The 15,257-nt window shown below is 75.1% G+C and carries 10 protein-coding genes; 7 read left to right on the forward strand and 3 right to left on the reverse strand.

The features are described 5' to 3' along the window. Positions 1-338 (forward strand): hypothetical protein (locus tag VM324_11990; protein HVM00003.1); only part of this gene is annotated, 338 nt, incomplete at its 5' end. 68 nt (positions 339-406) lie between these two features. Here the strand turns inward: VM324_11990 and metH are convergent. Further along, positions 407-3,913 carry a methionine synthase gene (metH, locus tag VM324_11995; GenBank protein ID HVM00004.1) on the reverse strand — a complete coding sequence of 1,169 codons (3,507 nt, stop codon included), beginning with the start codon at positions 3,911-3,913 and terminating at the stop codon, positions 407-409. Between the two features lie 239 nt (positions 3,914-4,152). Between metH and VM324_12000 the strand changes: the two genes are divergently transcribed. Next, entirely contained in the window at positions 4,153-4,713 is a 561-nt protein-coding gene (locus tag VM324_12000) for a hypothetical protein (GenBank protein HVM00005.1), read from the forward strand. An 817-nt stretch (positions 4,714-5,530) separates the two neighbouring features. On the opposite strand, the gene VM324_12005 is transcribed toward VM324_12000, so the two are convergent. Beyond that, positions 5,531-8,239, reverse strand: coding sequence for a GNAT family N-acetyltransferase (locus VM324_12005; protein HVM00006.1), 2,709 nt, complete (start codon positions 8,237-8,239; stop codon positions 5,531-5,533). 30 nt (positions 8,240-8,269) lie between these two features. Further along, positions 8,270-8,890 carry a flavin reductase family protein gene (locus VM324_12010; GenBank protein HVM00007.1) on the reverse strand — a complete coding sequence of 207 codons (621 nt, stop codon included), beginning with the start codon at positions 8,888-8,890 and terminating at the stop codon, positions 8,270-8,272. 166 nt (positions 8,891-9,056) lie between these two features. Here VM324_12010 and VM324_12015 point away from each other — a divergent pair, with 166 nt between their 5' ends. From VM324_12015 to VM324_12035, 5 genes are all read left to right on the forward strand, one after another. After that, positions 9,057-9,854 (forward strand): hypothetical protein, encoded by a 798-nt coding sequence (locus VM324_12015; protein HVM00008.1) that lies wholly within the window; start codon positions 9,057-9,059, stop codon positions 9,852-9,854. Next, on the forward strand, positions 9,832-11,985 hold the full coding sequence (locus VM324_12020) for a hypothetical protein (protein HVM00009.1): 2,154 nt from the start codon (positions 9,832-9,834) through the stop codon (positions 11,983-11,985). The genes VM324_12015 and VM324_12020 overlap by 23 nt, the downstream gene beginning before the upstream one ends. After that, positions 11,982-12,971 (forward strand): ABC transporter ATP-binding protein, encoded by a 990-nt coding sequence (locus tag VM324_12025; protein ID HVM00010.1) that lies wholly within the window; start codon positions 11,982-11,984, stop codon positions 12,969-12,971. The genes VM324_12020 and VM324_12025 overlap by 4 nt, the downstream gene beginning before the upstream one ends. 26 nt (positions 12,972-12,997) lie before the next feature. Further along, positions 12,998-14,119 carry an ABC transporter permease gene (locus VM324_12030; GenBank protein HVM00011.1) on the forward strand — a complete coding sequence of 374 codons (1,122 nt, stop codon included), beginning with the start codon at positions 12,998-13,000 and terminating at the stop codon, positions 14,117-14,119. Then, on the forward strand, positions 14,116-15,257 hold a 1,142-nt coding region (locus VM324_12035), incomplete at its 3' end, for a hypothetical protein (protein ID HVM00012.1). The genes VM324_12030 and VM324_12035, both read left to right, overlap by 4 nt.

Genomic DNA, 15,257 nt, shown 5'->3' on the forward strand with positions numbered 1-15,257 from the left:
CCACCGACCCGGTCGTCGTCGCGGAGACGGAGACCCCCGACCCGCCGCCGGCCGGGCCCGCCCCGCCATCGCCGGCCCCCGCGACTGCGAAGCCCTCACCGAAGCCGAAGGCAAAGCCCGAAGCGAAGCCCGAGGCGACGCCGCCACCGGAGACGACGACGCCGACCGTCACCGTGCCGCCTCCCGACGAGGAGCCGCCCGCCGGCGACGGAAACCCGTCACCACCGACTGACGGCGGGCAGGGCGACGGCTCCTCGGCCGCCCCGACGCAGGCGAGCGGCGGCGCGACGACGACGGGCGACAAGCCGGCGCCCGAGCAGGGCGCCGACCAGCCGTAGCGCCGCGGTGGAGGCCGGGCGTGCCGTTCCGGTGTCCCACCGCACGGCTGGGCCCGACACGGGTGCGGTCAGCGAGCGCTGAAGTACTTCGCCTCGGGGTGGTGGACGATGAGCGCGTCGGTGGACTGCTCGGGGACGAGCTGGAACTCCTCGGACAGCTCGAGCCCGAGGCGCGCGGCGCCGGTGAGGTCGAACAGCGGCTTGCGCGACTCGAGGTCCGGGCAGGCGGCGTACCCGAAGGAGTAGCGCGACCCCCGGTACCCCTGCTTGAACAGCGCCTCGAGCGTGTCGGCGTCGTCGTCGGCGATGCCGAGCTCGGTGCGGATGCGCTGGTGCCACAGCTCGGCGAGTGCTTCGGCCATCTCCACGCCGAGCCCGTGGAGGTAGAGGTACTCGGTGTAGCGGTCCTGCCCGAAGAGCTCGGCGGCGCGCTCGGTGACGCGCGACCCCATGGTGACGACGTGGAAGGCGATGACGTCGCGTTCCCCGGACTCGACGGGGCGGAAGAAGTCCGCGATGCAGAGCCGCCGTCCCCGGGTCTGGCGGGGGAAGGAGAAGCGCGCGGCCACCGCGTCGGAGCCCGGAGCCTCGTAGACGACGACGTCGTTGCCCTCGGCGTTGCACGGCCAGTAGCCATAGACGACCTGGGGGGTGAGCAGGCTCTGCGTGCGCGCCGTGGCGAGCGTCGCGCGCAGCGCCGCCTCGGCCGCCTCCTCGTCGTCCCGGGCGAACCCCCACTGGTTGCGGAACAGCGCGCGCTTGTTGAGATAGCCGGCGACCTGGTCGAGGGGCACGCCGCGCACCACCCGCGACCCCCAGAACGGCGGGCTCGGCACGGGCACGTCGGTGGCCACGTCGGAGCGCTCGGTGGAGCGCCTCCGGCGCTCCCGGTCCTCCCGGTAGTCCGCCTCGGCCTCCCCCCGGGGCTCAGGCCTCTCGACGGGCTGCGTGCCCCACCCCGGGGGGAAGCCGCCGCCGCGCCGGTGCTCGACGAGCTCGTCCATGGTGCGCAGGCCCGCGAAGGCGTCCCGGCAGTAGAACAGCGGCCCGCTGTAGACCTTGCGGAGGTCCACCTCCACGTAGGGACGGGTGAGCGCCGCACCGCCGAGCAGGACGGGGTAGTGGGCGAGGCCGCGTCGCTCGAGCTCCTCGAGGTCGCTGCGCATGACGACCGTGGACTTGACGAGCAGCCCCGACAGCCCGACGGCGTCGGCACGGAAGTCCGCTGCCGCCTCCACGATGGCGTCGATGGGCTGCTTGATCCCGATGTTGCGGACCTCGTAGCCGTTGTTCGTGAGGATGATGTCGACGAGGTTCTTGCCGATGTCGTGCACGTCGCCCTTGACGGTGGCGAGCACGATCCTCGCCTTGCCGCCGTTGTCGGACGCCTCCATGTGCGGCTCGAGGTGGGCGACCGCGGCCTTCATGCACTCGGCTGACTGGAGGACGAACGGCAGCTGCATCTGGCCGGAGCCGAACAGGTCGCCGACGACCTTCATGCCCGCGAGCAGGTGGACGTTGATGATGTCGAGGGGTGCGAGGCCCGAGGCCATCGCCGCGTCGAGGTCGTCGCCGAGCCCGTCCCGGTCGCCGTCGACGATGCGCCGCTCGAGGCGTTCGGTGAGGGGCAGCGCGGCGAGCTCCTCGGCGCTCGCCCGGGTCTCCGTGGCGCCCTCGAACTGCGCCATGAGGGCGTGCAAGGGGTCGTAGTCGGCAGGGGCGGTCCCGGTGCGCCCGCGGGCGCCGCGGTTGTCCTCGACAAGGTCGACGCAGATCTGCCGGACGCCGTCGTCGATGCGGTGCAGCGGCAGGATCTTGCCAGCGTGGACGATCGCCGCGTCGAGCCCCCGCTGCGCCGCCATGTGGAGGAACACCGAGTTGAGCGCCTGTCGCGCCGCCGGGGACAGCCCGAACGAGACGTTCGACACGCCGAGCACCGTGTGGCAGCCGGGGATCTCCGCCTTCACCCGCTCGATCGCCTCGAGGGTGGCGAGCCCGTCTTTGCGCAGGTCCTCCTGGCCCGAGCCCAGCGGGAAGGTCAGCGTGTCGAAGATGAGGTCGCCGGGGGACAGGCCGTACTCGTCGACGGCGATCGCGGCGATGCGCTTGCAGACGTCGACCTTCCAGTCGGCGGTGCGCGCCTGGCCCTCCTCGTCGATGGCCAGGGCGATGAGCACGGCCCCGAACTGCTTCGCGAGGGCGAACAGCCGGTCGGCCTTCGTGCGTCCGTCCTCGAGGTTGACGGAGTTGATCACCGCGCGCCCGCCGAGGCGGCGCAGCGCCGCGGACACGACCTCGACCTCTGTGGAGTCGATGACGAGCGGCAGCGTCGACTGGGTGGCGAGGCGGTCGACGACCGCGACCATGTCGGCGACCCCGTCGCGGCCGACGTAGTCGACGCACACGTCGAGCGTGTGAGCCCCCTCGCGCACCTGCTCGCGGGCCATCTGGGTGATGGCCTCCCAGTCCTCGGCGAGGAGCAGGTCGCGGAACTTGCGCGAGCCGTTCGCGTTGAGCCGCTCTCCGACGAGCAGGGTGCTCGCCTCCTGGCGGAGGGTGACCGGCGCGTAGAGCGACGCGACGCTCGCCTCCGCGACGGGTTCGCGGGACGCGGGTGTGGCTGCTGCGACCGCCTCGACGACGGCCTGCAGGTGCGCCGGCGTGGTGCCGCAGCAGCCACCGACCATGCGCACGCCGAAGGCGGTGACGAACTCGCGGTGTGCCTCGGCCAGGGCCTCGGGGCTCAGGGGGTACACGGTCTCGCCGTCGACCATGGCGGGGATGCCGGCGTTGGGGATGACGCTGATCGGCTTCGTGCAGTGCTCGGACAGGTAGCGGACGTGCTCGCGCATGTCCTCAGGGCCGGTCGCGCAGTTCAAACCGATGACGTCGACGCCGAGCGGTTCGAGGGCGACGAGCGCTGCACCCACCTCGCTGCCGAGCAGCATCGTGTTGATCGTGGCCTCGATGGTCACCGACGCGATGATCGGCACGGTGCGGCCCTCGGCGCGCATGGCCTCGTGGCAGCCCCAGATGGCCGCCTTGGCCTGCAGCAGGTCGAAGACCGTCTCGACGATGAGCGCGTCCACGCCGCCCGCGAGCAGGCCCCGGACCTGGCGGACGTAGCCGGGGACCATCGTGTCGTAGTCGATGAAGTCCTTGGCGGCCGGCTTCCCGTCGCGGGGGCCCTTGCCGAGCGAAAGCGTCGGGGAGCGCGTCCCCGGACCGATCGAGCCGAGCACGAACCGCTGCCTGCCGCCGGCGGCGTCGGCGGCCTTGCGCGCCAGGCGGGCGGCCCGCTCGTTCAGTGTCTCGGTCTCCGCCCCAAGACCGTACTCGTCGAGGACCCACGGGGCGCCGCCGAACGTGTCCGTCTCGAGCGCGTCGCAGCCGACGGCGAGGAACGCGTCGTGGACCTCACTGATGAGCTCGGGGCGGGTGCGCACGAGGACCTCGTTGCAGCCATCGAGGCACGCGAAGTCCTCGGCGGTGAGGTCGAGCGCCTGGATCGAGGTGCCCATCGCGCCGTCGACGACGAGCACCCGCCGGTCAAGCTCTCGGAGGAGATCGCTCATCATCGCAACCTTAGCCGCTGCGACCGTCCGGCTGGCTTCGCCGTGCTGCCGGATCGTCAACGGATGCGTCGGCGCTCGAGGTGGCGGCATCGACCACCTCATCCGGATGAGAAGGCAGCCGGCAGGCCCCGGCGCGGCTGCGGCGCGCGCGTGGGAGAGCCCGTAGCGGCAGAACGCCCCTTTTCCGCCTGGCGTCCTTCCGTCATGCTGGGTGCACCAGCCGTGCGAGGAGGCAACGCATGAGCGTGACGTCGGAGGACGACGGGCTGTCGGTCGTCGAGGGTTTCCCGCGCGGTGACAACGACGCCGACGAAGCCCCCGAGGAGGACGCGCCGCCACCTGTGGAGCTCGACGGCGACGCCGACCTCGAGACGCTGCGCGACGAGTTCGTCGAACGGTTCAACGGCCGCGACCTCGACGCGCTCCTCGCGCTCGTGTCCGAGGAGGTCGAGACCCCTGACCTGCCCGGCGACGGCGCGCCGGTGTTCACCGAGGAGGTCGAGGCGATCTGGGAGCGTTCGCCCGGCGCCATGCTCACCCGGGCGTTCCTCGACGGCGTCCCGTGCGCCGTCGCGTGGCTGCCCGACGAGGACGGGTGCTGGTCGCGGGCCGCGCTCGTGTGCTTCGCCGCCGAGGACGGGCTCCTGTCGCTGGTCGCCCTGCCCGACGACGCGGACGCGCTCGACCGGGCGGAGGCCGACGATCCCACGGGCGAGGAGATCGAGGAGTGGTCGGACTGGGGGGAGTGGGACCGCGGCGAGGAGACCCGTCCCCGCCCCCGCGACCGCGCACGCCCCTGACCGCATGCTCGCCTTGCGCTGGGCCGGGGCTCCGCGCGAGGCGGGCTGGCACAACTCTCCCGCGCGGGCGCGGGAGTCCCGGCGGGGTGCTGGGCTCAGGCCGTCGTTCTGGCCCGGTGGGGATGGGTCGCTCCCGCCCGGCACGGATGCCGAGGACCATGGTCCGCAGCATCTCGGGGCGAGCCACGTCCTTGGCGGTCACCTCGTGGACGACGTAGCCCAGGGCCTCGATCTCCCTCGTGCGCCCGTGGTCGCCGGCGCGCTGATGCGGGCGGCCATGGGCGACGTCTCCGAGATACTCGAGGAGGAGCGAACCGGCCCGGCGATCGGCACGGGCCCGGACCAGGCCCGGTGCTCACGGAACCACGGGTCGGCGACGACGGGAAACGGCACGTTGCGCACGGTGCGCCCGGGCGGCTGTTCCCGCGGCACCCTCCGCCGGACACCCGGTAGGTCCCCACGAGGGGCACGCCCCGGAACCGAACGACCTCGAGGATCCCACGCCGGACCCATCCCTCGACCGTTCCCTCGCTGCAGCCGAGGTCACGGACGAGCTCAGGCCGGGTGACGACGCCGGCCTGCCGCTGGAGCCGTCTGCGCACGTGAGCGGGGAGCATGGACCGAGCGTGGCAGAACACCCGCCCCGAGGGCGCGGGCGGGAGATCCCACGCCTGTGGACATCGGCTCGCGTGGCCGCCGCCTCACCGGCCACGCGCGATTCCCCGCGCCGGCGCAGGAAAGCTGCCTGTGCGGCCGCCTGTGCGGGCGAGGGTGCGGGCCGGGAGGAGGATTTTCCGCGCGGGCGCGGGAAGCTGGGTCAGCGGCGCGGGCGGCGGTGGTCGCGGGAGAGCTTCACGCGCGCGTCGACCGCCGCGACGCCCCGGCGGCGCACGAAGACGGGGTTGAGGTCGAGCTCGTCCACCTCCGGGACCTCCTCGACCATGGCCGACACGCGGAAGAGCAGCGCTTCCAGGGCCGCCACGTCGACGGGCTCGGCGCCCCGGTACCCCGTGAGCAGCGGATAGCCGCGCAGGCCCGTCAACATCTCCTCGACGTCGACGTCGGTGAGCGGGTGGATGCGGACGCTCACGTCGCGGAGCAGCTCGACGAGCGTGCCGCCCATGCCGACCATGAGGATCGGCCCGAACGTGCGGTCGTGGCTCACGCCCACGACCATCTCGACGCCTGGCGACCCCCGGTCGCCCCCGCCGACCATCTCCTGCACGAGGAAGCCCTTCTCGGCGACGTCGGCGTGCCCTGCCCCGACGAGGGCCCGCGTGATGTCTGCGACCGCCTCAGCGGCCTCGTCGGCACTCGCGAGCCCGAGCCGGACCCCGCCGAGCTCGGTCTTGTGGACCGGGGCCGCGACCTTCACCGCGACGGGACCGTCGATGGCGCGCTGGGCCTCGGCCGCCGCCTCCGGTGTGCGCACGACCCGAGCCCTCGCCGTCGGGATCCCGAACGCCGCGAGGAGGCGCTCCGCCTGCGCCGCGTCCAGCCACGCCTCCGCCCGGTCGCCGGCGAGCGCCTCGGCCACCACGGCGCGCGCGGCGGCGACGTCGGCGTCGGCGACGCTGACGACGTTGCCGAGGGGACGCGCGCGCCAGCGGCCGTAGCGCGCCACCCGGCCGAGCGCCTGGGCGGCGCCCTCGGGGAAGGCGAAGGAGGGGATGGAGGCCTCCGCGAGCTCGGGCGGCACGCCGGCCTCGCTCATGAAGACCGACACGACCGGCACGTTGTCGGGCAGCGCCGCCGCGGCCGCGGCCATCTCGCGCGCGACGTCCTCCGGGCGGGTGACGACGGGGGGGATGAAGATGACGAGCAGGCTGTCCACGCGCGGGTCGTCGGCGAGCACGCGCATCGCCCGCCCGTAGTTGGCGGCCGACGCGGACGCGATCATGTCGACGGGGTTGCGGATTCCGGCCTCGCGTGGGAGGAACTCGGCGAGGCGGCTCACGGTCTCCGGCGCGAGCTCGGGGACCTCGAGGCCGTTGGACTCGCACGCGTCCGCGGCGAGGATCCCCGGGCCGCCGCCGTTCGTGAGGATCGCCACCCGGTCACCCGCCGGAACCGGCTGGGTGGCGAGCAGCGTCGCGACGCCGAACAGCTCCTCGAGGCTGTCGGTGCGGATGACGCCGGCCTGGCGGAACAGCGCCTCGACGGCGACGTCGCCGGCGGCGAGCGCCCCGGTGTGGCTCGACGCGGCGCGCTCGCCGGCCACCGTCCGGCCCGACTTGACCGCGACGATCGGCTTGCGGCGCGCGATGCGCCGGGCGATGCGCCCGAACCTGCGCGGGTTCCCGAACGACTCGAGGTAGAGCAGGATGACGTCGGTGTCGGGGTCGCTCTCCCAGTGCTGGAGGAGGTCGTTGCCGGACAGGTCCGCCTTGTTGCCGACGCTGGCGAAGCTCGACAGGCCGAGGCCGAGGCGCTCGGCGGCGGCGAGGATTGCCAGCCCGAGCGCCCCCGACTGGCTGGAGAAGGCCACCCGCCCGGGCGGGGGGAACACCTGCGAGAACGTCGCGTTCATGCGCACGTCGGCGTTCGCGTTCAGCACGCCCATGCAGTTCGGCCCGACGATGCGGATGCCGTGGCCGCGCACGACGGCCATGAGGGAGCGCTCCCGATCGGCGCCCTCGGGACCGGCCTCGTTGAAGCCAGCCGAGATGACGACCGCCGCGCGGGACCCGAGCTCGGCGGCCTCCTGCACGACGCCCTCGACGAGCGGGGCGGGCACGCAGACGATGACGAGCTCGGGCACGGTCGGGCAGGCCGACAGCGACGGGTAGGCCGCCACCGACTGGACCACCGGCGCCGCGGGGTTGACGGGGTAGACAGCCCCGGCGAAGCCACCGTGGAGGAGGTTGGCGAAGACGAGGCCGCCGATGCTGCGGCGGTCGCGGCTCGCGCCCGCGACGGCGATCGACCGGGGGGCGAAGACGGCGGACAGTGCCGCGACCGCCGCCCGGCGGTCCTGCTCGTCGCCGGTGGCGAGGAACTCCTCGGTCGGGGTGGAGGGGAAGCTCGTGTGGACGACCGTGCCGGCGCCGGCGAGCACCGGGGCGAACCCCGCGTCGCGCAGCATCCGCAGCATCGAGCGGTTCTCGGCGAGGACCTCGCCGACGAAGCCCTTCACGCCGAGGTCCTGGGCCGGCCCGACGAGCGCCCGCACGAGCACGGTGCCGACGCCGCGTCCCTGCTCGGCGTCTTCGACGAGCACCGCGAACTCCGCCGTGGTCGGGTCGTCCTCGAGGCGGTCGAAACGGCTCACGCCGATGATCCGCCCGCCCGTCTCGGCCACGAGCGCGAAGCGCCGGTCGTAGTCGACGTCGGTGAAGAAGCGCATCTGCTCGGGCGTCATGCCGCGGGGGACGAAGAACCGCATCCGTATGGTCTCCGGCGACAGGCGTTGCCACATCGCGAGCATGCGGTCGGTGTCGTCGGGCCGGATGGGGCGCACCCGGACGGTGCGCCCGTCGCGCAGCACCGCGTCGTGGGTGTAGCGGTCGAGGTCGGTGAGCGTCATGGTCCCAGCCCTTCCCGGCCGGGGGTGGGATCACCCGCCGGGCGTCGTGTCGGCGTCGCGCACGTCCTTCCACCGGGGGCGGGGCAGGTGCGTTACCTCGTCGACGAGCGCGTAGCCCCCGCCCGACAGCCGGCCGACGGGCTCGAGCAGCTCGGGGGCGACCCGCCCGTCCCGCCAGATCCCGTCGGCCACGTGGACGTGCAGCACGTCGCCGAAGACCATGTTGCCGTTGCCCATCGACAGGACCTCGCGCATGCGGCACTCGAGGGAGGCCCTCGCCGCGGCGACCCGGGGCGGGGCGACCGTTGCGGACGGGGCCGGCTCGAGGCCCGCCCACGCGAACTCGTCCTCGCCGGGCGGGAAGTCCGCCGCCGTCGCGTTCATCACCTCGAGGAGGTCACGGCTCACGACGTTGACGACGAACTCGCCCGTCGCCCGCACGTTGCGCAGCGTGTCCTTCACCCCCGTCGAGGTGAAGTGCACGATCGGCGGGTACGACGAGATCATGTTGAAGTAGCTGTGGGGGGCGAGGTTGCGGGTGCCGGCCTCCGACAGCGTCGACACCCACGCGATGGGTCGTGGCACGACGAGGCTCGTGAGCAGGAAGTAGCACTCGCGCGGGGCAAGCTCGTGGGGGTCGAAGTCGGGCATGCCCGGGCAGTCTATGCCCGCCCCGGCCGCGAACCGCCCGTAGGGGGCGGAGGCGGTGCGCGGTCGTCCGCGCCGCGTGACGATTGCCTGCAACCTTCCGCGCCCGTGCGGCGTCCGCCATCTGTAGCATCGAACTGCTCAACGACCGGGCGGATTGCGGGGACGCATGGCGGAGAGGACCGCGGGGGCGGACGAGGCGCACGCCGGCGCCCCCCCCGGCAGCGGCTGGATGGCATGCGCCACCGTCGTGGGCATCGCCGTCCTCGTCACCGCGGGCGTGGTGGCCTGGGCGCGCCTCGGAAGCGGGCCGACGACCCGGGGTGCCGCCGAGCTCTCGCCGCTCGAGGAGCAGGTGCCCACCGAGCTCGCCGGCGGGGTCGAGCTCGGCGACGTGCCCGACGCGGTCGCCGACGCCTTCGACGCCCCGGTCGTCGGGGCGCGGCTCCTCGACGAGGCGCCGCCCGGCGCCACCTGTGACTTCCTGCACCACGACTTCGACGAAGAGCCGGAGCTCGAGTCGGTCCTCGTCACCCCCGAGCTCATGCGCGTGTCGATGATCGGCACCTCGTCGATATGGGAGCCGGAACGCGCCCCGACCCGCATGCGCGCGACGTGCACGGTGCGCTGGGAGGGCGGCGCGTGGATCGGCGACGGCGGCGGGCTGAGCCCCGCCGACGAGCAGATGAGCGGGCTGAGTGGATCAAGCTGCTGCGACGCCCGGGGCCTCGGGACGGCGGAGGCGCTGGTCGTGGCTCCCGACGGCGCCGCCTGGGCGGTGCAGGAGCGCGGCGGCTACCACCTCGCCTATCCGGTCGCGGACTCCGGCCTGGTGCCGGTCAGCTGGCGCTTCCGGCCCACGCGCGGCGCCTTCGGCGGCTTCGGTGGCGACATGGCGAGCGCGACGAGGGTGGCCTTCGTCGACGGGAAGGGCGAGGTGATCGGTGAGATCACGCTCCGCTCCTGACCGCACGCGCCTGCCGAGGCTCGTCCTTGCTGGGCTCACCCCCGCGGCGCTCGCTCTCGCGCTGCTCCTCTCCACGGCCTCGGGGACGCTCGCCGGTCAGCCCGACGCCGGGGCAGCGCTCGGCATCGAGGTGGAGGTCGGCTTTGCGGGCCGCCTCGGGCAGGCGAACCGGGTGCCGGTCACCGTCACCGTGCAGCCGGGCCGGTTCGTCTCGGGCACCCTTGCGGTGGAGTCGCGCACCGGCGGGGGCGGCGGGGTGCGCGAGGAGCGCGACATCGAGGTCGCCGTCGGCTCCCGCAACGCCTACCGGTTCGTGCTGCCGCGCGGCGCCGTCGTCGCCACGCTCGACGAGGGTGCCGGCGACCCCGTGTCGGTGCGCGCGCCGCTGCCCCGAGACGACGGCGGCGACTTCCTCGCCGGGGTGCTCGGCACCGTCCCGCCGGGCCCGCCGCCCCTGCGGTCCGAGCCGCTCGCCACGAGCGGCAGCTGGGTCGGGGTGGACCCGGAGTGGGCGGAGCTCGGACCCGGCGCGCTCCAGCCGCTGAGCGGCCTCGTGGCCGGCGGCCGCGCGCTCGCCGCGCTGTCGGAGGGCGGTCTGCGCAACGTCGCGGCGGCGGTGGCGGCCGGCATGGACCTCGTCGTCGTCGAGCCGGTGCCGGCGGGTCTCGACCTGCCGTGGGGCGAGGTCGCGTCCTGGACGCTTCCGGCCGCCGAGGTCACCGAGGAGGCGGGCGACGGTGAGGTCGCCGCGACGGTCGTGCCGGCGGGCCGGGGACGCGTCGCCACCACCACGGCGGTCCTGGGCGAGGGCGTCCTCGGGCGCTCACCGGCGCTGTGGTCGGCGCTCATCGAGCCCCGCCCGGGTGGCGACGACCGGCTCGACGGGGGCATGCCGGGCACGCTCTCGGCGGTGCTCGGGGGCGTGACGTCGGGCGTGCCGACCCTGCCGTGGCTGGCGGTGTTCCTCGTCGCCTACATCGTCGTGGTCGGGCCCGTCAACGGGGTCGTGCTGTCGCGGTTCGGCCGGCGGGAGCTCGCCTGGGTGACCGTGCCCGCGGTCACGGCGGTGTTCACCGCCGGCGGGTGGCTCGGCGCCACGGGCAGCCAGCCGCCGGTGGGCTACGCGGGGGCCGCCACCGCGTGGGTCGACGGGTCCGCCACCGAGACCGTGGTCGCCATCGCCCGCGCCCCGACCGCCGGTGAGCGGCGGCTGACCCTCCCCGGCGACGAGTGGGAGGTCGAGCCGGAGGGGGCCGGTGAGCCCGCCGCCCTGCGGCGTGCGGGGTCCCTGCGGCTCGCTTTGGACCTGCCGGCGCTGCAGCCCGGGGGCCTCGTCGCCCGCCGTCCCGTCGACGACCCCGCGCCGCTGCAGGTGGAGGCGGCAGGCGGCCCCGAGGGGGTGCGCGTGACCGTGACCAACGTCGCCGCCGAGGCCCTCTCCGACGTCGCCGTGCGCGCCGCGACGTCCTCGAGGCGCATCGGCGCGCTGCGGCCCGGGGAGGCGCGCACCGTCACCCTGGAGGGCGAGCACCTGCCGGTCGACGACTGGGGGGCAGGGCCGGGTTCGATGGGGATGCACGGAGGAACCGCCGTCGAGGGGCCCCGAGCCCTCGAACCGGCGGTCGGCCAGCTCGACGGGAATCCCGGGCTCGTCTGGGCGGTCGGGACCGTGGAGACGAGCGACACCGGCGCGGAGGTGGAGGGTCGCCGGCCACTCGACCTCGGGCGGTTCGTCGCCGTCGGGGTCCGCGCCGCCGGCACACCCCGGGCGCACACGGTGGACCGCGCGCTCGTCCAGACGGCCGCCGACGCGTTCCGGCCGGCGCCGCTCCTCGTGGAGGGCGGAGGGCCGGTCGTCCTGCGCTACCGGGTCCCGCCCTCGGGGATCGGCGCGCCGCTGCGCGCCCTCGTCGACCGCCAGGTGCTCACCCCGCACGGCGACACGCCGGAGCTGTGGCTGTGGGAGCGCACCGAGCGGCAGTGGCGCCCGCTCGACGACGCGTTGCCGGGCGGCACCGGCGGACCCGACGGGTACGTGAGCCCGCTCGGGGAGGTCTACGTCCGCGTCACCGGGCCGCTGTTCCCCCTGCGCTTCTCCGGGATGGGCCTTACGGTGGAGGACGGACCGTGACAGCCGCGGCCGCGCCGGTGGCCAACGGGCAGGCCGCGATCCGCATCCGGGGGCTGACGAAGCACTACGGCAGCGTCCACGCCGTGAACCGGCTCGACCTCGACGTGCCGCCGGGCGCGGTCTTCGGCCTCATCGGGCCGAACGGGGCGGGCAAGACGACGACGATGCTCGCGCTCGCGACGCTGCTGACCCCCGACGAGGGGACCCTCGCCGTCTTCGGCCGCGACCCCGTCACCGAGCCGGGCGCGGTGCGCCGGCTCGTCGGCTACATGCCTGACTTCTTCGGGGTCTACGAGGGGCTCACCTGTGCCGAGTACCTCGACTTCTTCGCGGCGGCGTTCCGCCTGCCGGCTGCCCTGCGCCGCAGGCGAATCGACGACCTGCTCGAGCTCACCGACCTCGGGCACAAGCGGCACACCGACGTGTCGGGGCTGTCCCGGGGCATGCAGCAGCGCCTCGGCCTGGCCCGCACGCTCGTCCACGACCCGGCGCTGCTCATCCTCGACGAGCCGGCATCCGGCCTCGACCCGCGGGCGCGCCTGGACGTGCGCGAGATCCTGCGCGAGCTGGGCCGTCAGGGCAAGACGGTGCTCATCAGCTCGCACATCCTGTCCGAGCTCGGCGAGATGTGCGACCGGATCGGCATCATGCAGGGCGGGACCATGCTCGCGCAGGGAACACCCGACGACCTCCGGCGCGCGTCGCGGGCGGGCACGACCCTGGCCGCGCGCGTGCTCGGCGGCTCCGAGGCGCTCGAGCGGGCGGCACGGCTTGCCGTCGAGGGAGGAGCGGCGTCCGCGGCGGTGGACGCCGGGCTCGTGCGCATCGAGGTCCCGGGAGGCGACGAGGCCGCCGCCGCCGTGCTCGCGGCCCTCGTCGGCGGGGGGCTTGCCGTGGCCGAGTTCAGCGACCAGCGGGGCAGCCTCGAGCGGCTGTTCCTGTCGGTGACCGAGGGGGTGAGCACATCGCCACGCGACGAGGACTGACGCGCCGGCTCGGACCGGTCAACCCGGTGCTCCAGCGCGAGCTCACCGAGCGTTGGCGCTCCACCCGCGCCACCGCAACCCTGACCGCGTATCTCGCGCTGCTGAGCCTCCTGCTGTACCTGCTCTACCGGGCGGGGGCCTCGGTGCTCGCCGCGGAGCTCGGGCCGTTCGACCCCGGCGCGGCGGCCGGTCCGCTCCTCGGCCGATTCCTGCTCGAGAGCCTGCTCATGCTCGTCCTCCTGCTCGTGCTGTTCGTCGCGCCCGGCTACGCCGCCGCACAGCTGTCGGGGGAGCGCGAGCGGCGCACGCTGCCGCTGTTGCAGGCGACCCTCCTGCGCCCGCGCCAGATCGTGCTCGGCAAGCTCGGCGCCGCGGTGGCGTGGATCATGGTCCTCATCGTCGCGGCGCTGCCGCTGGGGGCGACGGCGTTCTTCCTCGGCGGCGTCACCGTCGGCGAGCTGCTCCGCGGGATCGGCTTCATCGCCGCGATCGGCCTCTGCGTCGCGGCGATCGCGCTCGGAATCTCCTCGCTCACCCGGCGCACGACGGCCTCGGTCGTGCTGACCTACGCGACCGTGCTCGCCCTCACCGGCGGCACCCTGTTCCTCTCGGGCGTCGAGCTCGTCATCCGGTCCGCGACCGGGCGGGCGATGGTCGTGCCGGCGGCCCTGCACGCCAACCCCTTCGTCGGCCTCGCCGACGCGGTCGTCGGTCGCGACCGGCTCGGCTTCGGCATGGGGCGGCTGCCGTTGCCGCTCACCGGGATAGCCTCCGCCCTGCCGAGCCGGCCCGACCCCTGGATGAACGACCCCCTCGCCGAGCGGGGGATGGCGATCGAGGAGCCCGTCCGGATGATCGGCGAGCCGCTGCCCGTGCCCCCCCCGCCGCCGCTCGACCCCGCGGCGCCCTACGTCGACCCGGCGCTGCCTCCCCCCGGTCCGGGCGTCGTCGTTGACCCCGACCCTCGCGCCGCCCGGCCGGAGGCGGAGCGCAGCATGTGGCAGTGGGTGCTCGGCGTGCACGGCGCCCTCGCGCTCGCCGGCCTGACGGTCGCGAGCCGGCGGCTGCGCACGGGCGAGACGCGGCCTCGCCTGCGGGCGCCCCGGCGGGGGGACGCCGACGCCGGTCTCGAGGGGGCCCCACGGTGACCCCGAACCTTGACCGGCTCGTCGCGCGAGCCCGACGGCGCATGCGGGTCAACCGCGGGCTGGCGGCGGGCGGAGTCGCCGCGGTCGTGGCGGCGGGCGTCGCCCTCGTGTGGACGGTCGTGGGCCGCGCGGTGACCCTGCCCCTGCGTCCCCCGGCGCTCGGAGCGCTGCTGCTGGCCGCCACGGTCGCCGCGGGGACGGCCGCGGCGGCCGTGCGCATCCCGGAGCGCTGGGCGGCCCGGGCCGCCGACCTCTGGCTCGGCACCGCCGACGCCTTCGCGACGGCGGTCGAGTTCCGCGGGCGCGGCGAGCTGCGCCTCGCGGCGCTGCAGGCGGCGCGGGCGGAGGAGGCAGCCGCCGGCATCCGCGCGTTCCCGCAGGGGCCCCGGGTGCCCGTCCGCCTGCTCGGGGTGGCGGCGCTGCTCGGCCTCGCCGCGTTCGGGATCCACACGGTGCCGAACCCGCAGGACGAGGCGCGAGCCCGCCAGGACGCCCGCGAGGCGCTCGCCGAGGCCGAGGCGGAGCGGCTGCGCGACGTCGCCGGCGAGCTGCGTGAGCAGCCCGCACCCGCCGGAGAGCTCGCCGCGCGGCTCGAGGCCCTCGCCGACGCCCTCGAGGACGCTGCGCTCGACGACGCCCTCGCGCAGCTCGGCGACGAACGCTCCGAGCTCGCCGGCCGGCTCGACCGCGACGTCGCCGCGCAGCGGACGGCCCTCGCCGGGCTCGCGCGCGAGCTCGACCGGCACCCCCTCGCGGCCGGCGACACGCCGAGCGAGCAGCTCGACGCGCTCGCCCGGGCGCTCGAGGAGGGTGCGCTGACCGACGAGCAGCTCGCCGACCTCGCCGCCCGCCTGTCCGAGCTCGCGGGGGCCCTGCCCGGGGCCCCCGACGTGGCCGGCGCGCTCGACGCGGCCGCCGGGGCGGGGGCAGCCGGCGACCCCGCGGGAGCAGCGTCGGCGCTCAGCGGCGCCGCCGGTGCCGCCGAGGCCGGCAGGGCGCACGTCGCCGCCCAGGACCGCCTCGCCCGTGCGGAGGCGGCGCTGGCCGAAGCCGAGGCTCGCCTGCGCGGCGGCGAGCAGGGGGGTGGGGGCGGTGAGAGCGGCGAGGGCGCGGGCGACAGCGGGCAGGGCGACGGAGG

The organism is Egibacteraceae bacterium (assembly GCA_035540635.1).
GTDB lineage: Bacteria > Actinomycetota > Nitriliruptoria > Euzebyales > Egibacteraceae > DATLGH01.

Excerpts from the sequence above, each read along its gene's own strand:
- metH (HVM00004.1), bottom strand. The coding sequence starts at position 3,913 with ATGAGCGATCTCCTCCGAGAGCTTGACCGGCGGGTGCTCGTCGTCGAC.
- VM324_12000 (HVM00005.1), top strand. The coding sequence starts at position 4,153 with ATGAGCGTGACGTCGGAGGACGACGGGCTGTCGGTCGTCGAGGGTTTC.
- VM324_12005 (HVM00006.1), bottom strand. The coding sequence starts at position 8,239 with ATGACGCTCACCGACCTCGACCGCTACACCCACGACGCGGTGCTGCGC.
- VM324_12010 (HVM00007.1), bottom strand. The coding sequence starts at position 8,890 with ATGCCCGACTTCGACCCCCACGAGCTTGCCCCGCGCGAGTGCTACTTC.
- VM324_12015 (HVM00008.1), top strand. The coding sequence starts at position 9,057 with ATGGCGGAGAGGACCGCGGGGGCGGACGAGGCGCACGCCGGCGCCCCC.